This is a genomic window from Marivita sp. (assembly GCF_051251565.1).
In the GTDB taxonomy this organism is placed as follows: Bacteria; Pseudomonadota; Alphaproteobacteria; order Rhodobacterales; family Rhodobacteraceae; genus Marivita.
The window spans coordinates 363,449-380,222 of the sequence record NZ_JBPOFB010000002.1; the positions used below are offsets into that span (position 1 = coordinate 363,449).

The 16,774-nt window shown below is 60.2% G+C and carries 17 protein-coding genes; 5 read left to right on the forward strand and 12 right to left on the reverse strand.

Annotation, left to right across the window (positions count from 1 at the left end; all coding sequences use genetic code 11):
• Positions 1-2 precede the first annotated feature (2 nt).
• From fmt to ACSHXH_RS04275, 3 genes are read left to right on the forward strand one after another with little or no spacing between them, the layout of a single operon-like run.
• Positions 3-926, forward strand: a complete 924-nt coding sequence (gene fmt, locus ACSHXH_RS04265) for a methionyl-tRNA formyltransferase (protein ID WP_435670525.1) — start codon at positions 3-5, stop codon at positions 924-926.
• On the forward strand, positions 917-1,177 hold the full coding sequence (locus tag ACSHXH_RS04270; protein WP_435670526.1) for a hypothetical protein: 261 nt from the start codon (positions 917-919) through the stop codon (positions 1,175-1,177). Before fmt ends, ACSHXH_RS04270 begins: the two co-directional genes overlap by 10 nt.
• Positions 1,178-1,180: 3 nt before the next feature.
• Positions 1,181-1,414 carry a GlsB/YeaQ/YmgE family stress response membrane protein gene (locus tag ACSHXH_RS04275; protein ID WP_435670527.1) on the forward strand — a complete coding sequence of 78 codons (234 nt, stop codon included), beginning with the start codon at positions 1,181-1,183 and terminating at the stop codon, positions 1,412-1,414.
• A gap of 19 nt (positions 1,415-1,433) precedes the next feature.
• On the opposite strand, the gene ACSHXH_RS04280 is transcribed toward ACSHXH_RS04275, so the two are convergent.
• The 6 genes from ACSHXH_RS04280 to ACSHXH_RS04305 form a co-directional block, all read right to left on the reverse strand.
• Positions 1,434-2,477 (reverse strand): succinylglutamate desuccinylase/aspartoacylase family protein, encoded by a 1,044-nt coding sequence (locus ACSHXH_RS04280; protein ID WP_435670528.1) that lies wholly within the window; start codon positions 2,475-2,477, stop codon positions 1,434-1,436.
• Complete coding sequence (rimK, locus tag ACSHXH_RS04285) at positions 2,477-3,382, reverse strand: 30S ribosomal protein S6--L-glutamate ligase (protein ID WP_435670529.1); 906 nt, start codon at positions 3,380-3,382, stop codon at positions 2,477-2,479. Before rimK ends, ACSHXH_RS04280 begins: the two co-directional genes overlap by 1 nt.
• Positions 3,379-3,831 (reverse strand): ATP-dependent zinc protease family protein, encoded by a 453-nt coding sequence (locus ACSHXH_RS04290; protein ID WP_435670530.1) that lies wholly within the window; start codon positions 3,829-3,831, stop codon positions 3,379-3,381. The genes rimK and ACSHXH_RS04290 overlap by 4 nt, the downstream gene beginning before the upstream one ends.
• 86 nt (positions 3,832-3,917) lie before the next feature.
• The gene (locus ACSHXH_RS04295; RefSeq protein ID WP_435670531.1) at positions 3,918-4,775 is read right to left on the reverse strand and encodes a universal stress protein; all 858 of its coding nucleotides are present in this window, start codon (positions 4,773-4,775) and stop codon (positions 3,918-3,920) included.
• Between the two features lie 12 nt (positions 4,776-4,787).
• Positions 4,788-6,278 (reverse strand): SulP family inorganic anion transporter, encoded by a 1,491-nt coding sequence (locus ACSHXH_RS04300; protein WP_435670532.1) that lies wholly within the window; start codon positions 6,276-6,278, stop codon positions 4,788-4,790.
• Between the two features lie 233 nt (positions 6,279-6,511).
• Positions 6,512-7,702 (reverse strand): hypothetical protein, encoded by a 1,191-nt coding sequence (locus tag ACSHXH_RS04305; RefSeq protein ID WP_435670533.1) that lies wholly within the window; start codon positions 7,700-7,702, stop codon positions 6,512-6,514.
• 185 nt (positions 7,703-7,887) lie between these two features.
• Here ACSHXH_RS04305 and ACSHXH_RS04310 point away from each other — a divergent pair, with 185 nt between their 5' ends.
• Positions 7,888-8,877 carry a glutathione S-transferase family protein gene (locus ACSHXH_RS04310; RefSeq protein ID WP_435670534.1) on the forward strand — a complete coding sequence of 330 codons (990 nt, stop codon included), beginning with the start codon at positions 7,888-7,890 and terminating at the stop codon, positions 8,875-8,877.
• Here ACSHXH_RS04310 and ACSHXH_RS04315 read toward each other — a convergent pair.
• The 3 genes from ACSHXH_RS04315 to smc form a co-directional block, all read right to left on the reverse strand.
• Positions 8,874-9,236 (reverse strand): hypothetical protein, encoded by a 363-nt coding sequence (locus tag ACSHXH_RS04315; RefSeq protein ID WP_435670535.1) that lies wholly within the window; start codon positions 9,234-9,236, stop codon positions 8,874-8,876. The two genes, ACSHXH_RS04310 and ACSHXH_RS04315, sit on opposite strands and share 4 nt — an antisense overlap.
• A 201-nt stretch (positions 9,237-9,437) precedes the next feature.
• The gene (locus ACSHXH_RS04320; protein WP_435670536.1) at positions 9,438-9,794 is read right to left on the reverse strand and encodes a hypothetical protein; all 357 of its coding nucleotides are present in this window, start codon (positions 9,792-9,794) and stop codon (positions 9,438-9,440) included.
• A gap of 42 nt (positions 9,795-9,836) precedes the next feature.
• Positions 9,837-13,292: a chromosome segregation protein SMC gene (smc, locus tag ACSHXH_RS04325; protein ID WP_435670537.1), complete on the reverse strand. Its 3,456-nt coding sequence runs from the start codon at positions 13,290-13,292 to the stop codon at positions 9,837-9,839.
• A gap of 227 nt (positions 13,293-13,519) precedes the next feature.
• Between smc and ACSHXH_RS04330 the strand changes: the two genes are divergently transcribed.
• Positions 13,520-14,737 carry a TsoY family (seleno)protein gene (locus tag ACSHXH_RS04330; RefSeq protein ID WP_435670538.1) on the forward strand — a complete coding sequence of 406 codons (1,218 nt, stop codon included), beginning with the start codon at positions 13,520-13,522 and terminating at the stop codon, positions 14,735-14,737.
• Between the two features lie 45 nt (positions 14,738-14,782).
• Here the strand turns inward: ACSHXH_RS04330 and ACSHXH_RS04335 are convergent, their stop codons facing one another.
• The 3 genes from ACSHXH_RS04335 to ACSHXH_RS04345 are packed head-to-tail and all read right to left on the reverse strand — an operon-like array spanning position 14,783 to position 16,668.
• Positions 14,783-15,556 carry an HpcH/HpaI aldolase family protein gene (locus tag ACSHXH_RS04335; RefSeq protein WP_435670539.1) on the reverse strand — a complete coding sequence of 258 codons (774 nt, stop codon included), beginning with the start codon at positions 15,554-15,556 and terminating at the stop codon, positions 14,783-14,785.
• 49 nt (positions 15,557-15,605) lie between these two features.
• Complete coding sequence (locus ACSHXH_RS04340; protein WP_435670540.1) at positions 15,606-15,803, reverse strand: hypothetical protein; 198 nt, start codon at positions 15,801-15,803, stop codon at positions 15,606-15,608.
• 55 nt (positions 15,804-15,858) lie between these two features.
• Positions 15,859-16,668, reverse strand: a complete 810-nt coding sequence (locus ACSHXH_RS04345; RefSeq protein WP_435670541.1) for a division plane positioning ATPase MipZ — start codon at positions 16,666-16,668, stop codon at positions 15,859-15,861.
• Positions 16,669-16,774: the final 106 nt, after the last annotated feature.

Here is a 16,774-nt window from a genome sequence, read left to right on the forward strand (position 1 = left end):
ACATGCGCGTTATCTTCATGGGCACGCCCGATTTTTCGGTTCCGGTTCTGGATGCGCTGGTGGGCGCTGGGCACGAGATTGCCGCTGTCTATTGTCAGCCCCCGCGTCCTGCGGGGCGGGGCAAGAAGGACCGACCGACGCCGGTACAGGCGCGTGCCGAGGCGCTGGGGCTTGAGGTGCGGCATCCGACCAGCCTGCGCACCGACGCGGCGCAGCGCGATTTTGCGGCGCTGGGGGCGGATATTGCGGTGGTTGTCGCGTACGGGCTGATCCTGCCGCAGGCGGTTCTGGATGCGCCGAAACGGGGCTGTCTGAACATCCACGCGTCGCTGTTGCCACGGTGGCGCGGCGCGGCCCCTATTCATCGTGCGATCATGGCCGGTGACGTCCAGACCGGTATTTGCATCATGCAGATGGAGGCGGGGCTGGACACCGGGCCAGTGTTGCTGCGCGACGCGACGCCGATTGGCGCGACAGAGACAACCGGCGGTCTGCATGACCGGCTGAGCCAGATGGGTGCAGGTCTGATCGTGCAGGCGTTGGACAGGCTAGATGATTTGACGCCAGAGATCCAACCCGAAGACGGCGTGACCTATGCAGCAAAGATCGACAAGGCCGAGGCCAAGGTTGATTGGGCGCGTCCGGCGATCGAGGTGGATCGCCTGATCCGGGGCCTGTCGCCGTTTCCGGGCGCGTGGACGATGATCGGTGCGGAGCGGATCAAACTGCTGGGCAGTTGTGTGGCGCAGGCGCAGGGTGTGGCGGGAACTGTGCTGGATGACAGGTTGACCATTGCATGCGGCGACGGGGCGGTTACCATCACTCGGGCACAGCGTGCTGGCAAAGGTGCGCAGGACAGTGACACGTTTTTGCGCGGTATGGCGGTTCCTTTGGGGACGCTGTTAGGAGAGTACCCATGTTCATGATCCTTATGGGCACCGTCGTGATCGCCGGGATCGTCGGTTACATCTCTGAAAAGGCGGGTTTCACCAATAACGGGATTCTGCAAAGCATCATCATCTGCGTTGGTGGGGCGTTTCTGGCCTATTTCGTGCGGATTATGTTTGGCATCGGATTTGGTTCGCCGGGCCTGAATGCGATTGCCTCGTCGCTGGGGGCGCTGATTATCGTGCCGACGCATTGGAGGTCCTCGGTCAAGGACCGGCGGAGGAAATAAGCGATGCCAGTTTTATTCCTTCTGATTATTGGTGCCGCGGCTGGATTTCTGGCAACGCGGTTCATGCGCGTTGAAATGGGCACGCTGCAAACCGTGATGATAGGTGTTGCAGGCGCGTTGATCGGTGGCATGGCGATCCGGCTGTTGCTTGTGGCTTCGGGTGCGGTGGCCGGGATGATCGGCGCCGTTCTGGGCGCGATGGTCGTGATCTGGGTGGTGCAGAAGCTGCGGTCCTGAGATTGGGCTTGCTTGACGGTCAGATGATCTCGTCTTCGTCGAACATCGGGTCATCGGCCAGTTGCGCGGAATGATCGTCCATAAGGTCATTGGCTTTTTTGTACGAGTCGATCCGCGCTAAGTGAAACACTGCGTCGCCTTCGTTGACCACGGGCATGACGGCGCGTCCGACGATGATGCCTTCGAACGGGGCAGCGACAGGTGTGTCGTTTTCGCCGAATGGATCAGAGACCAGTCCCAGGACATCATCCTTGCGCACCAGATTGCCATCCGCGCGCAGGCTGCGGAACAGGCCGCCCATGGGCGCGCGGAGCCATTTGCTTGATGAGCAGAATTGCGGCGGCGATTTCGGGGCAGCCACGCCGCGCGCCGTAATCATGTCGAGCGAGCGCAGAACCCGCAGGATGCCCGCAAGACCGGCGCGGGCCGAGACCTCATCAAAGCGCAGGCCTTCGCCGCCCTCGTACAGCACCACATCGGTGCCAAGTTCCTTGGCAGCCCACCGCAAAGACCCTTCGCGGATCGGGGATTGCATGATGATGGGCGCGCCAAACGCGTCAGCCAATTCGCGCATGCGGGGATCGCCAGCCGAGACGCGTACCTGCGGATAGTTGGTGCGGTGGATCGCGGCAGAGTGCAGGTCAATGCCGATATCGGCGCGGGCGACAATCTCGGTCAGGAACAGATGGGCCAGACGCCCGGCAAGCGAGCCTGTGTCGCTGCCCGGAAAGGAGCGGTTCAGGTCACGACGGTCGGGCAGGTAGCGGGATTTGTTGATAAAGCCGAACGAGTTCACGATTGGCACCACAAGCAGCGTGCCCTTGAGGCGGCGCAGGCCTGTGGATTTGAGCAAGCGGCGTACAATCTCAATGCCGATCACTTCGTCGCCGTGGATGCCAGCGCTGACAAAGACGGTTGGACCATCGACCTTGCCGTGGATCACATGCGCCGACATGGTGACGGGGGTGTGGTCGGACAGGGAGCTGACAGGAAGGTCAACGGTGCGGCTGGTTCCGGCTGCGATGGTTTGACCGTTGATGTGAAATCCGGCCCGTTGTGGCATCAGCCTTTGCCCTTTGTTTTGGTTTTGCCGGGTTTGGCGTTCTTTTCCAGAAATTCGATCATCTTGCCCGCCACATCAAGTCCGGTTGCTTTCTCGACCCCTTCCAGACCGGGGGACGAGTTCACCTCCATCACCACGGCACCGTGATTGGCGCGCAGCATGTCGACACCGCAGGCGTTGAGCCCCATGGATTTCGCGGCCCGGATCGCGGTTGAGCGTTCTTCCGGAGAGAGTTTGACCAGTTGCGCCGATCCTCCCCGGTGCAGGTTGGAGCGAAATTCGCCTTCGGCCCCGGTGCGTTTCATCGCGGCGATCACCTTGCCGCCAATGACGATGGCACGGATATCGGTGCCTCCGGCCTCTTTGATGAATTCCTGGATCAGGATGTTGGTGCCCGTCGCGCGAAACGCTTCGACAACCGATTTGGCCGAGCGGTCTGAGTCGGCAAGGACCACGCCCAGACCTTGGGTGCCTTCGAGCAGTTTGATGACCAGCGGCGCGCTGCCTGCGACCTTGAGAACCTCTTCGGTTTGTTTGGGGTCATGGGCAAAGGTGGTGACCGGCAGGCCGACACCATCGCGGGCCAAAAGTTGCATCGACCTGAGTTTGTCGCGCGACCGGCCAATGGCGACGCTTTCGTTCAGGGGGTAGACGCCCATCATTTCGAACTGGCGCAGAACGGCGGTGCCGTAGAACGTGACCGACGCCCCGATGCGTGGGATCACGGCGTCATAGCCGGTGAGCTTTTCGCCGTTGTAGTAAATCTCGGGCCTGCGCGACGCGATGTTCATATAGCAGCGCAGGGTGTTGATGACGTCAATCTCGTGGCCGCGCGCCTCGGCGGCTTCGACAAGGCGCTTGTGGGAATACAGATCGGGGTTCCGGGCAAGCATGGCGATTTTCATGGGCGCGTCCTTATTTTCCTGGGGGTGACTGGCCGAAGCTCGGTCAGGTTTCGCTTGCCGGGGTTTACGAGGATCGTGTGTCGTCTGAGGGCTGAGCGTCCGACGATCATGCGGAATTTCATTTCGTTGCGGTCTGTCAGTGACAGGTCAATGGTCCAGAGACGGGATTCGATGCGAAACTTGGTTCGAATGATGATACGTGTTTCGGGCACACCGCTTGTGTTGGTGATGTCGCGGCGGTCATGGACCGGGCACTCGACGTCGATGTCTTGCGTGTCATCATTGAATTTCGAGTGAAACCGCACCCACGGCACGCCGTTGCGGTCAAACTCTGCGATATTGGTCGCGTGGAGCGCGGATGTCCGCGCGCCCGTGTCAATTTTCGCCGTCAGGTTCGTAAGTCCAAGCAAGGGCAGGTCCACCCGCTCTTGCCAACCAATTACCAGCATCCCATGCTTTTCCATAACTCAGGACAATCACGTTACACCAGCCATGTGCGGACTGCCAGCCGTGCCAATGCGGCAGTCAGTGCCCCTCAGCGCATGATGAGAACCGGCACCTTGCAGGAGCGGAGCATTTCGGTGGTGGTCGAGCCGATGAGCAGGGACCGGACGCGGCTGTGGCCATACGCGCCCATGACCAGCAGTTCATGTGTGCCCTCGGCGCTGATCCCGGCAAGCACCTTTTCGGGGTCACCGTTTTCAACACGGATTTTGGCGTCAAAGCCACCGGCCCTGAGTGTCGCGGTGGCATCGGTCAGCGATTTCTGGATTGCAGGGCTGTCTTTGCCCGCGAAAACCAGTGTTACCTTGAGCCCTGCAAAAAGCGGGCTGCGGGCGATATAGTCGATGGATTTGAGGGATGACGGGCCGCCGTCAAAGGCGACCAGCACGGTTTCGATATCGGTAAAACTGCGGTTGGCGATGAACACGGGTTTGTGGCTGGCGCGGACGATGCGTTCTAGGTTTGAGCCAAGATGGTCCATGGCTAGGCCTGCTGCCTCACCGCGCTTGCCGATGACGATCATGTCGCCGCTGCCTTCTTTGTCGGCCACGGTTTCCACCAGATCGCCCTGACGCAGGCGGGTCTCGACCGCGATGTCGCGGTTGGTCTGGATAAGCGCCTTGGCGTCTTCAAGAATGGCGCGGCCATGTTCGTGGGACAGTTTTGCACGGGCGGCGTCCAGTTCGGACAATTGCGCGAGCAGCGCGCTGCGGGCCCCCAAACGGATTGCGCCGGACAGGTCCTGGTTTTCGATGGCGTCGCGGCGACCCATGACGTGGTAGAGTTTGACGGTCCAGCCGTTGCGCGAGGCAATCCACGCGGCGTGCTGGCAGACGCTTGTTGCATACGACGATGCGTCCACAAGGGCGATGAGGGTGTTGGTTGTCATGATCGTGCCTCTCTAGTGGCCCAGAAGTTGATCCATCGCATCGGGCTTGTCGTGCATGGCAAGCCGGTCAACGATGGTTTCGGACGCCTCGTTCAGGTCGATCAATTCAACCTCGGCCCCTTCGCGGCGGAATTTGAGCACGGCCATGTCCAGCGCTGCAACCGATGAAATGTCCCAGATATGGGCGCGGCTGAGGTCAATGGTGACTTTTTCGGGGGCTTCCCGGAAGTCAAAGGCCTTCATGAAATCTTCGGACGAGGCAAAGAACAGCTGGCCTTCGATGGTGTAGGTGCGGTGGTTGCCGTCTGGCGTGATGGATGATCGCACACGGAAGAGTTGCGAGATTTTCCACGCAAAGAAGATGCCTGAGAGCAGCACACCCACGAGAACGCCGATGGCAAGGTTGTGCGTGTAGATCACGAAGAACACCGTTGCCAGCATCACGATGGAGGACGACCGGGGATGATCGCGCAGGTTCTTGATCGAGGACCATGAGAACGTTCCGATGGAGACCATGATCATGATTGCCACAAGGGCCGCCATCGGGATGATCGCCACGATATCGCCAAGTACCACAACAAGGATCAACAGGAAGACGCCGGCGACAAAGCTGGACAAACGTCCGCGCCCACCGGATTTTACGTTGATGATGGATTGCCCGATCATGGCACAGCCCGCCATGCCGCCGATAAAGCCGGTGGCGGTGTTGGCGAGGCCCTGACCGATACATTCTTGATTGCGGTTGGATGTGGTGTCGGTGAGGTCATCGACAATCTGCTGCGTCATCAGGCTTTCGAGAAGGCCGACAACAGCCACGGCGACCGAGTAGGGGAAGATGATCTGGAGCGTTTCGAAGGTGAGCGGGATGTCCGGGATCAGAAAGATCGGGAGCGTATCGGGCAGATCGCCCATATCGCCGACGGTGCGTACATCCCAGCCCATGGCAACCACAAGGGCCGTCAGGACAATGATCGTCACAAGTGGCGACGGGATCGCTTTGGTCACGCGCGGGAAGAGGTAGATGATCGCCAGCCCCGCCGCCACCAGCGCATAGGTCAGGGGCGGGACTTTGGTCGGATCGAGTTCGGGCAATTGGGCCAGAAAGATCAGGATGGCCAGTGCGTTCACAAACCCGGTCATCACAGATTTCGAGACAAAGCGCATGACATAGCCCAGCCTTAGGAACCCCGCCGCGATCTGGAGCAGCCCCGCAAGCACTGTGGCCGCGAGCAGGTATTCCAGCCCGTGATCCCGCACCAGCGTCACCATCAGAACGGCGGTGGCCGCCGTGGCGGCTGAGATCATGCCGGGGCGCCCGCCAGTGATCGCGGTGATCACGGCGATCGAGAACGACGCGTACAGCCCGACCTTGGGATCGACACCTGCGATGATCGAAAAGGCAATGGCCTCGGGGATCAGGGCCAAGGCGACCACGAGGCCAGACAGAAGATCGCCCCGTATGTTATGGGTCCATTGGTGCTGGTATTTTGCGAATGAGATCATGAATAGGTCTTTGCCCTAGGCCGCAGAACGGTCACGCGGTCTTTGATGGTGTTTTGTGTCGATGGGGTGTTCGGCGGAATGGCGGCTGAAAAGCCAGCCGGGGGTCGCACCCGTGTCCTTGGTTCGCGCGACCTCTACCTTGGACCGGGCCAGAAGCCAAGTTGAGCAGCAAAAAAAGGTGTTGTGTGTGTGGTGACCGGGGGACTGAGGCACGCGCGGCCAAGGCCCTCGGTTCATTCGACGGGGGTTCCGATCAGGGCAATCGCGCTTCCCAATGCGGCAAGAAGGGTAAACAGGGCGGTTTGCACAAGCAGCCTCCGACGGGCTGCGCGCAGGGCGGCGATGGCAGATTGGATGGCGTAGTACAGGGCAAAGGCCCGCGATGCGTAGCTGATGATCTCAAAGATATTGGCAGACCATGTGAGGAAAAGACCGATGCCGATCAGACCGACATAGGCGGGTTTTTCGGTGATGCGGCCTTTGGTGACCTCGGCAATCAGGCCGCCCGAACCGCTTGTGTCAGCGATTGCTGCGCTGAACTGGGCACTTAGGGCGGCTGTCACCAGCAGTAGCGGCAGGATCGGGGCCACCACCTGCATCAGGTCTATGATGGCCGTCTCATTCAGCGCATTTGGATCGGATCGGACCGCGTAGGTCAAAAGCACGATATAGACGCAGTAAATACCCGTGGAGATCCCTTGTGCCAGCCGCATGGAGTGGATGCGCGTTTGGGCATCGTATGTTGCGCCCAGATAGCGCGAAGTCTCGAACCCTTGGACCGTGACGATCAACCCCGCCATGAGCGTGATGCCCGCCCATCCGGTGATCTGGGGGGCGTCAAACTGCAAGGCGCCTGCGCCGGTGGCTTGTCCAAAATGTACGGCGAGGCCGAAAATCAGGCCCGCGATGATCGCCAGTTTCAGACCAACCGACACCTGCTCCATCCGTTCGAGAGCGGAAAAACCGCGTGTCAGGCCGGTGAACAGGATTAGCACGAACACCGCCGTGGTCAGCAAGTTGGCGTGAAACCGATCGTCGAGGTTCGTCAGACTCACCCCGAAGGCGCCGAACAGGTTAAGATAGTAGGCCACGGACACGACAAAAGCGAAGGCCAGCACAAACGAGGCGACCGTTTCCAGCAGGGCCACCAAGGGAGTCGGATTTGGCTGTGTGTCGATGTCGGCGATGTTGAAACGGATCGCCCCGCCGAAGAGATAGGCGATGGCGCAAAGGCCGATCATCACAAGCGGCGCGAGACCGCCATAGCTGACATCCAGGATGGGCCCCAACACCAGAAAACCGCTGCCGATGATCGACGCAAGGGGTGTGATCGTGGCCCGCCACAGGATCGCATTTGCGACGCGAGGCCAGATCAGGATCGCACCGAACAAGACGACAACAGCAAGGATGAGGGCGTTGAGCATGGGCTTTCCAAATCAGATCATTCGGGAGGGGACAATACGGTGCGCGCAGGCGGTGTGTTGAATGGTCGTGGTGCTGCTTGTTGCGGGTCATGTGCGCAAACCCGTACCTTTCTGCGCGGGCGTGGGTGTTTTGCGCCTCGCTGTCGCGGTCTATCTGGATGGCGTGAACACAAAAGGAGCGAGACATGGGATTGTTGGTGGACGGCGTTTGGAAAGATCAATGGTACGACACCAAAAGCTCTGGCGGTGCGTTCAAGCGCAGCACGGCCACGTTTCGCAACTGGATCACCGCAGATGGCAGCGCCGGGCCGTCTGGTGACGGCGGGTTCCCGGCAGAGTCGGGGCGCTATCATCTGTATGTCAGCCTTGCGTGCCCTTGGGCGCATCGCACGCTGATCTTTCGCGCGATCAAGGGCCTGAAACCGCATATCAGGGTGTCGGTTGTGCACCCCGATATGCTTGGCGATGGGTGGAGCTTTGGCACAGAGTATCCGGGGGCCACGGGCGATACGCTTTACGGCCTGCCCTTTGCGCGGGACATTTACATCAAGGCCGATGCGGGGATATCCGGTCGGGTGACGGTGCCGATCCTGTGGGACACAAAGCACGAGACCATCGTGTCGAACGAAAGCTCTGAGATCATCCGCATGTTGAATTCGGCGTTTGATGGGATCACCGGCAACACGGATGACTATTGGCCCGAAGCGCTGCGCGAAGAGATCGCGCCGGTGAATGACCGGATTTATGACACGGTCAACAATGGCGTCTACAAATCTGGTTTTGCCACCACACAAGACGCCTATGACGCGGCTGTGGTGCCGTTGTTCGACTCTCTTGACTGGTTGGAAGAGCGGCTTTCGACGCAGCGATACCTGATGGGGTCACAGATCACCGAGGCGGATTGGCGGCTGTTCACCACGCTGGTGCGGTTTGACGCGGTGTATCACCTGCATTTCAAATGCAACCTGCGCCGGATTGTCGACTATCCAAACCTGTGGGCCTATACGCGCGCGCTGTATCGATGGCCGGGTGTGGCGGAAACGGTCAATCTGGATCACATCGTCCGGCACTACCATTTTAGCCATGAAACCATAAACCCGAATCGGATCATTCCGATCAACCCGCGCCTTGAGTTCGATGCGCCGCAGGATCGGGACCATCTGCCAGCAGCCTAATGCGCCTTGGCGTAATGTTCGACCATTGCGGTCAGGTCGTCTGGCTGGGTCGCGCTGGGCACAAAGGCGCAAGCGTTCGAACATAGCTGGAAGATGGAGCCATCGGAGAAAAAGCTGGAATTGGTGACGAAAATCACGCGGGCATCCGGGTGGCGGTAGCTGGCATAATCGGCCACGGCAATGGCGCTGCCTTGATCCAGAATGACATCAAGGATCAGGATTGAATAGAACTGCGAGGCCAGTTTGTCGGTCGCGGTATCCTGATCCAACGCTATGTCCACAACGTGGCCATGCCGCTCTAGGTGGCGTTGCCACAACTGGCCAAGCTTGGCGTTGTTTTGAACAATCAACACATACATGCAACGCAACCTGTCTTTCCGCGGAGTGGGTGGATGCCCCAGAGTCCCGTCTTATAGGATAATAAAGAGTTAATATTCACGTAAGGGATATGATCAGATCGTTAAGTTAAGCGAAGATCGGCCGACATCTTGTGGATGCAGGTGAGGATAACTCGCATGGGTTGTGCGCAACAATGTATCAGAGGATAAGGGTTGTATCATTTAGGGTCGCGTTGGAAAGCGATCACCGCTGTCTGTTATGACGATCAAGCGCCCTTGATCGTCCCGCACATAAAGATCGCAACGCGCCGCGCCGGTGACGAAATCGATGCAGATCGTGCTGTCGTTTTCAACGGTGAAGTACCCGTATCCCGTCCCGCCGTCGTTCGCATAGGTATATGTATACCGTCCGTCTTCAAAAAACTGCGACTGCCCGTCATCGAAAAATGTGATGGTCGCGCCGCGCAGCAAGGCGTCAAGTGCAGCCTGCTCGAACAGGACATCGCTGTCCCGAGGGGCCCATTGCTGGGCGGCAAGGGGTATCGGTAGCAGACAAAGAGCAAGGGCAAACCGGATCATTTGACCAGTCTAGCGCCAAAGCCGTTCACCGCAGACACAACTTTACGCGACCATGCGTTCGGCTTTTTTCAGATCGACCGAGACAAGCTGGCTGACGCCCTGTTCCTGCATGGTCACGCCGAACAGGCGGTCCATGCGCGACATGGTGACGGCGTGGTGGGTGATGATGAGAAAACGCGTCTCCGTCCGGCGGCACATTTCGTCCAGCAGGTCGCAAAAGCGGGTGACGTTGGCATCGTCCAGCGGGGCATCCACTTCGTCGAGCACGCAGATCGGTGCGGGGTTCGCAAGGAAGACCGCAAAGATCAGCGCCATCGCCGTCAGGGTCTGTTCGCCACCTGACAGCAGCGACAGCGTCGAGAGTTTCTTGCCAGGCGGTTGGCACATGATTTCAAGCCCGGCTTCAAGAGGATCGTCGCTTTCGACCATGACAAGGCTGGCTTCGCCGCCGCCAAAGAGGTGCGTGAACAGCAAAGAGAAATTGCTGTTCACCTGTTCAAACGCGGTCAGCAGGCGTTCACGGCCTTCGCGGTTGAGGCTGTTGATGCCAGAGCGCAGCGTCTTTACCGCCTCTTCGAGGTCGTGCTTTTCGGCCAGTAACGTGTCGTGTTCGTCCTGCACCTCGCGGGCGTCTTCTTCGGCACGCAGGTTCACGGCACCCAGCGCATCACGCTGCCGTTTCAGGCGGTTCACATCGGCGTCGATCGCTTCGGCTTTTGGCAGATTGTCGGGGTCCGCGCCCAGGTGCTGCAAAAGATGCGTTGGGCTTGTTTCCTGATCTTCGGCGATGCGTTCGGCGGCAGCGTTTACAGCCTCGCGGGCAGCTTCGGCGCGGGCCTCGGAACGGGCGCGGGCTTCGCGCGCTTCGGAGGCTTTGCGTTCTGCGTCCCGTTCGATTTGATCGGCGCTGCGCAGGGCGGCTTCGCCTGTCGACAGCGCATCGTCCGCATTGGCCTTGCGGGCCCCGGCTTGGGTGATCTCGTGGCCAAGGGTTTCGCGCTGGGCGGCAAGCTCGGCCGGTGTGTTGGCGGCTGCGTCGAGTTCGGCTTGTGCAGCAGAGCGACGTTCCGCCAACTCGGTGCTGCGCTTTTCGGCAGTGTCCAGACGGTGACGCCAGCCGCTCAGGTCTTTGGTGACCTGCTGTGATCGGGCTTTGCGCGCATCGCCTTCGCGGCGCAATTCGTCTTGTGCAGATCGCCGTGCCATCATGGTCATGCGCGCTGCTTCGACCGTCATCTTGAGGTCTTCGACTTCGGCGCGGGCGGTGTCGAGATCTTCGAGATCGGCCACGGCGCGTTGCGCATCGAGCAGCTGTGCACGCGCGGTCGTTGCTTCGTCTTCGTAGCGGGATACCGAGAGCGACAGGCTTTCCAGCTTGCCTTCGGCCATGTCGCGGTCCGCCTCTGCGCGGCTGAGTTTGCGGGCGGCGTCGGTCACCGACGCATCCGCATCGCGGCGCGCCTGACGTGCGGCTTTTTCGGCCTGTGCCAGATCATTGAGCCGGTGCGTCAGACTTTCATGCGCGGCACGTGCGCCATCGACACGGGCGGATGCGCCAGCGGTTTCCTGTTTCAGCGATTCAAGGCGGTTCAGTTGTTCCAAACGCAGGGCTGCTGCCGATGGCGCGTCTTCGGCCCAGGCGCGATACCCGTCCCAGCGCCACAGATCACCTTCGAGGCTGACCAGACGTTGACCGGGCTTGAGCAGCGGTTGCAGGCGCGTCGCATCTTCGGCATCGGCCAGACCGATCTGGGCCATGCGACGTTCCAGAACATCCGGCACAGAGACGTGATTGGTGAGCGGCGTCACCCCGCTGGGCAGCGGTTGATCGGTGTCGTAGCGGGGCAGGGCGGTCCAGCCGGTTGGGCCGTCGCCATCCACCTCAGGTGCGCGCAGATCGTCGGCAAGGGCGGCACCAAGGGCCTTTTCAAAGCCCTGCTCCACCTGCAAGCGATCCAGAATCTGCCCCCCTTCGGCGGTGTCACGATCCAGCAGGCGGGCCAATGCTGTGGTCTCGGCGCTCAGAGCGTTCATCTCGCCTTCGGCCTCGGAACGTTCGGCGCGGGCATCGGCTTCGCGGGATTGGGTTTCGGCGCGGGCGGCTTCGGCTTCGGTCAGGACCTGATCAGCACGATCTGCCAGATCGCGGGACGCGTTCTGTTCGGTTGCGGCTTGGGCTGCGGTGTCCTTGGCGTCGGTCAGGGTCTTTTTCGCAGCGAGCATGGCGTCGCGGGCGCGCTGGGCGTCGGCCTCGTTGCGGTCGAGCATTTTCTGGCTGTCGGACAACAGACGATGCGCCGATTGGTGGCGGGCGGCAAGGCGCGCGACGTCTTCGGTTTTCTGGCTCAGATCGGCTTCGCGGGTTTGCAAGACAGCACCAGCTTCGCGGGCGGCTTCAATCGCGGCGGCGAGTTTGTCGTCATGACCGTCGGCGGCTTTCTCGAGTTCGCGGGCTTCCCATTCAAGCTGTTGGATGGTTTCGCCCGCATCCCGGTTCAGTCCGCTTTCGCGGTCCATGTCCTTGGTCATCTGTTCGATGCGGCGGGTGAGGGTCTGGATTGCGTCCTCGGCGCGGCGTTCCTGTTCGGACAGGGTATCGCGCTGGAGAGTCAGGCGTTGCACGATTGCTGCGGCGATGGCGGCTTCTTCGCGGAAGGGAGGAAGCGCCGCATCGGCCTGTTCGCGGGCCTTGGTCGCCTCGCGCGCGGCGGTTTCGGCGCGGGCGGCATCGGTGGTGCGTTCGCGCAATTGGGCGTCTGCCTCGGCGCGGGCGACATCGGCGTCTTTCCAACGGCGATAGAGCAGCAAGCCCTCGGCGTGGCGCAGCTCTTCGCCAATGGCGCGGTAGCGGGCGGCTTGCCGGGCTTGGCGGGCGAGCTGCGCGAGCTGTGCAGCAAGCTGTTCGATCACGTCATCGACGCGCAGCAGGTTCGCTTCGGTGTTCTTGAGCTTCAGTTCTGCCTCGTGGCGCCGCTGGTAGAGGCCGGAAATGCCGGCCGCCTCTTCAAGGATTCGGCGGCGGTTCTTCGGTTTGGCGTTGATCAACTCGCTGATCTGGCCTTGTCGGACCAAGGCTGGCGAATGCGCCCCGGTGGAGGCATCGGCAAACAGCATCTGAACATCGCGGGCGCGGGTGTCCTTGCCATTGGCCTTATAGGCGCTGCCGACGTCGCGGGTGATGCGGCGCACGATGTCGAGCTGATCCTGATCGTTAAAGCCTGCGGGGGCCAGTCGGTCGGAATTGTCGATCTGGATCGATACTTCGGCAAAATTGCGGGCGGGACGGGTGGCGGCCCCGGCAAATATCACGTCTTCCATACCGCCACCACGCATCGCGGTGGGGCGGTTTTCGCCCATGACCCAGCGCAGCGCTTCGAGAAGGTTGGATTTCCCACAGCCATTTGGCCCCACAACGCCGGTCAGACCATCGGCGATGATCAGATCGGTGGGGTCAACGAAGCTTTTGAAGCCCGTCAAACGAAGTTTGGAAAAGCGCACCTTTGTAGCCTGCCTGATTCCCAAGTTGATCGACAGTGTGTCGCGGGCGTTGGCGCTGAGTCAACGGTTTGGTTCCGTATGTGGTAAACGTTAGGAGATTATCCACAAGATATTGCGAGGGGCCTGTGCGCATCAGGTTCGGAGGCGCGGCAGGGACGAGATATTCCTTTACATTCCGAAAACGGAATGTATATATATTCCAAATATAGAATGTAAGGAGAAACATCGTGGATCATCCCGCAACCAGACCCGCTGACAGCTATTCGCCACTTTACTTTCTGGCTTCGCTTGGGGCCGGGGGCATCACGGTGACGTTTTTCATGGCCCTTATGTTCTGGGTGCCGCATCCGGGGCAACCGGTTCCGGTGTTTGAGGATATTGTCGCTGCGTTCGGCAACGGCGGCATGCCTTTGCAAGCCGCCATCGTTCTGGCGCTGTTCGGAATCGCGGCCTTTGCGGTTCTCAACATCAAATCGCTGATCTGGAACCTTCAGGCGCTGTCCGCCTTCAAGAAAACCGATGCCTACACGGCCCTGCGCGCGACGAATGCCGAGGCGACATTGCTGGCCATGCCCTTGGCCCTCGCCATGAGCGTGAACGCGATGTTCATCGTCGGGCTGGTCTTTGTGCCGCAGCTTTGGAGCGTGGTCGAATACCTGTTTCCGCTGGCGCTCATTGCGTTTGCCGCCATCGGCGCACTGGCCTTCCGCATGATCGGAGCGTTCCTTGGGCGTGTCCTGTCCACAGGTGGCGTGTTTGACGTGACCGCGCATAATTCGTTCGCGCAATTGCTGCCTGCGTTCAGCATCGCGATGGTCGGTGTTGGCTTTGCCGCGCCTGCCGCGATGAGCACCTCTGCGACCACGGTGGCTGTGGCCCTGATGCTGTCGACCTTCTTTGGAGTTGCGGCAATCCTGTACACGGTGATTGCAGCAACCACCGCGTTTGCGTCGATGCTTCAGCATGGCACCGCGCGCGAATCGGGCCCGACCTTGATGATCATCGTTCCGATTGTGACGGTTCTGGGCATCCTGTTCCTGCGTCAAAGCCACGGTCTGCATGTTGCCTTTGACACCCATGTTCAGGCCGGTGAGACGATGATCTTTCTCGCACGCCTGTTGTCTATCCAGGTGGTGTTCCTGCTGCTGGGTGCGGTTGTGATGGGGCGTCAGGGCTATTTCAGCGACTTCGTGATCGGGTCAAAAACGTCACCGGGATCCTATGCGCTGGTATGTCCTGCGGTGGCCTTGTCGGTGATGATCCACTTTTTCGTCAACAAGGGGCTGGTGGCTGCTGGTGCAATCGACGCGTTCGGGATCGCCTATTGGGGTGTGACAGGCATTGCGATTGTTGCGCAGATCGTCGCCATTGGGCTTGTGCTGCGTCTGAACCACCAGCATTTCACCCGGCGCAGTGTACCTCATGTCGCGGTTCCCGCTGAATGATTTAGCCGCCCTGCACCGCTTATCAGGACGGGAAAGGTCCGGGCGTCAGGTCCGGGCCTTCCACGTTTTGACCAACCCTCGCATCGTATCGGCGAGCAACACTACGTCAGCCCCCAATGCGACAAAATTCGCACCAGCGTCGATATCGGCCTGAATGAAGTCGGGGTTCCCGTCAATAATGCCCGCCGCCTTGCCTGCGGCGCGGATGCGGCTCAGCCCATCGGTCACGGCTTTGCGCAGATCGGGGTGGCCGAATTCCGGCAGCAGCCCCATATCGGCGCATAGATCGGCGGGGCCGACAAACACGGCGTCCACACCGTCGACGGCACAAATCTCTTCCAGCGCGTTCATGGCCGCGACGGTTTCGGCCTGTACGATCAGACAAAGCTGGTCTTCGACCGTGTCCATATAATCTGGAATACCATTGAAATGGGACGCGCGCCCCAGAACATGGCCTACGCCGCGAATGCCCCGAGGCGGATAGCGCATGGCGCTGACTATGGCACGGGCGTCGTCGGCGCTGTTGACCATCGGGCAAAGCAGGGTTTGCGCGCCCATATCCAACACCTGTTTGATCAGCGAAGGATCGTTGTGCGGGATGCGAACGATGGGTGACACGTCATGGCCGGACAAGGCCGAGAGTTGTTCGTTGATGCTGCCCAGATCGTTTGGGGAATGCTCTCCGTCGATCAGCAGCCAGTCAAATCCGGCATGGGCGGCGATTTCAGCTGCGTATCCAGTGCCAAAGCCAAGCCAAAAGCCGAGCGATGGGGTGTTTGAAGCAAGACTGGCTTTGAACCGATTGAGAGGTGCGGGCATGGCAGATCCTTTTCTTTGGATCAGATACCACGTTTTCGATCTTGGCAAGTCACTCGCGCTGCCACCAAAGTCGAAGCGCGGCCCACACCGCCGTGCCTCCGAAGAACAGACCGGCGATTCCGACAACTTCGACCAAGGCAGCCGCGTTGGCGATCCCGCGCACCCAAATGGTGATTGCCAAAAGCACCAGCCCGAACAGGCTGAAGATCAGGCGAAACCAAAGCTCGTTTCTGGTGGGTCCGGTCATGGGCTGTCCTTTGCTTGGCGCAAAAATAGCCCGCGCCATGCTGTTGGCCAGCCGGTCAGAATGTAACGGTCACACCGGGCAGGTTGAGCGCCTTGATCAGGTCACGCAATTCCTGCCGCGCGGCGATGTTCGAGATATTGAGCTGTTTGACGCCCACATCCTTGAGATCAAGCAGGGTCATCCCGCGCGGGAAAAGTTCGCGGAAGATCACGCGTTCGTTGAAACCGGGCGCGACCCGAAAACCGATGCGTTTGGACAAGCGATCCAGCGCGTTTTCCATCTTGGCCTTGTTGACCATCTGCTGGGCCCCAAGACGGTTGCGCAAGACAACCCAATCGATCGGGGGAAGGCCAGCTTGGGCGCGCAACTGGCGCGCATTCCACACCATCTCGGCATAGACGGAGGGGCCTTCGATCTTTTCTCCGGCCGAGTCTGTGTGGGCGAGCAAATCAAAATCGACAAAGCTGTCATTCAGCGGTGTGATCAGCGTGTCTGCCAGCGAATGGGCCACCTGACTGAGGCGCGTGTGCGATCCGGGGCAGTCGATCAGGATGAAATCGCTTCCCGGTTCAAGCTCGGCCACGGCGGCGGACAGGCGGTGATCATAGATGTTTTCGCCCGGTTGCAACGTGTCGGGGTCGATCTCGGGCAGTTCGAGATAGCGTGGGGTCGGCAGATCCAGCCCTTCGCTTTCCATTGCTTTGGTCCGGTTGGTGATGTAGCGGCCCATCGTCTTTTGACGCAGATCGAGGTCAAGGGCACCCACCTTGTGGCCCATGCGTGACAATGCGGTTGCCACATGCATCGACACGGTCGATTTCCCCGCGCCACCCTTTTCATTTCCGACAACAATGATGTGTGCCATGCGCCTGCTCTTGCGTACTTTTGGACAGCTATATGCATCAGGGCAGCGGTTGCAACGTGAGATGCGGCGTTTGCGGAAATCCGTTAGAGAGCGGTGCAGCGACGGC

Excerpts from the sequence above, each read along its gene's own strand:
- ACSHXH_RS04345 (WP_435670541.1), bottom strand. The coding sequence starts at position 16,668 with ATGGCACACATCATTGTTGTCGGAAATGAAAAGGGTGGCGCGGGGAAA.
- ACSHXH_RS04305 (WP_435670533.1), bottom strand. The coding sequence starts at position 7,702 with ATGCTCAACGCCCTCATCCTTGCTGTTGTCGTCTTGTTCGGTGCGATC.
- ACSHXH_RS04275 (WP_435670527.1), top strand. The coding sequence starts at position 1,181 with ATGCCAGTTTTATTCCTTCTGATTATTGGTGCCGCGGCTGGATTTCTG.
- ACSHXH_RS04280 (WP_435670528.1), bottom strand. The coding sequence starts at position 2,477 with ATGCCACAACGGGCCGGATTTCACATCAACGGTCAAACCATCGCAGCC.
- ACSHXH_RS04295 (WP_435670531.1), bottom strand. The coding sequence starts at position 4,775 with ATGACAACCAACACCCTCATCGCCCTTGTGGACGCATCGTCGTATGCA.
- ACSHXH_RS04320 (WP_435670536.1), bottom strand. The coding sequence starts at position 9,794 with ATGATCCGGTTTGCCCTTGCTCTTTGTCTGCTACCGATACCCCTTGCC.
- ACSHXH_RS04300 (WP_435670532.1), bottom strand. The coding sequence starts at position 6,278 with ATGATCTCATTCGCAAAATACCAGCACCAATGGACCCATAACATACGG.
- ACSHXH_RS04270 (WP_435670526.1), top strand. The coding sequence starts at position 917 with ATGTTCATGATCCTTATGGGCACCGTCGTGATCGCCGGGATCGTCGGT.
- ACSHXH_RS04290 (WP_435670530.1), bottom strand. The coding sequence starts at position 3,831 with ATGCTGGTAATTGGTTGGCAAGAGCGGGTGGACCTGCCCTTGCTTGGA.
- ACSHXH_RS04310 (WP_435670534.1), top strand. The coding sequence starts at position 7,888 with ATGGGATTGTTGGTGGACGGCGTTTGGAAAGATCAATGGTACGACACC.
- fmt (WP_435670525.1), top strand. The coding sequence starts at position 3 with ATGCGCGTTATCTTCATGGGCACGCCCGATTTTTCGGTTCCGGTTCTG.
- rimK (WP_435670529.1), bottom strand. The coding sequence starts at position 3,382 with ATGAAAATCGCCATGCTTGCCCGGAACCCCGATCTGTATTCCCACAAG.
- ACSHXH_RS04315 (WP_435670535.1), bottom strand. The coding sequence starts at position 9,236 with ATGTATGTGTTGATTGTTCAAAACAACGCCAAGCTTGGCCAGTTGTGG.
- ACSHXH_RS04340 (WP_435670540.1), bottom strand. The coding sequence starts at position 15,803 with ATGACCGGACCCACCAGAAACGAGCTTTGGTTTCGCCTGATCTTCAGC.
- ACSHXH_RS04335 (WP_435670539.1), bottom strand. The coding sequence starts at position 15,556 with ATGCCCGCACCTCTCAATCGGTTCAAAGCCAGTCTTGCTTCAAACACC.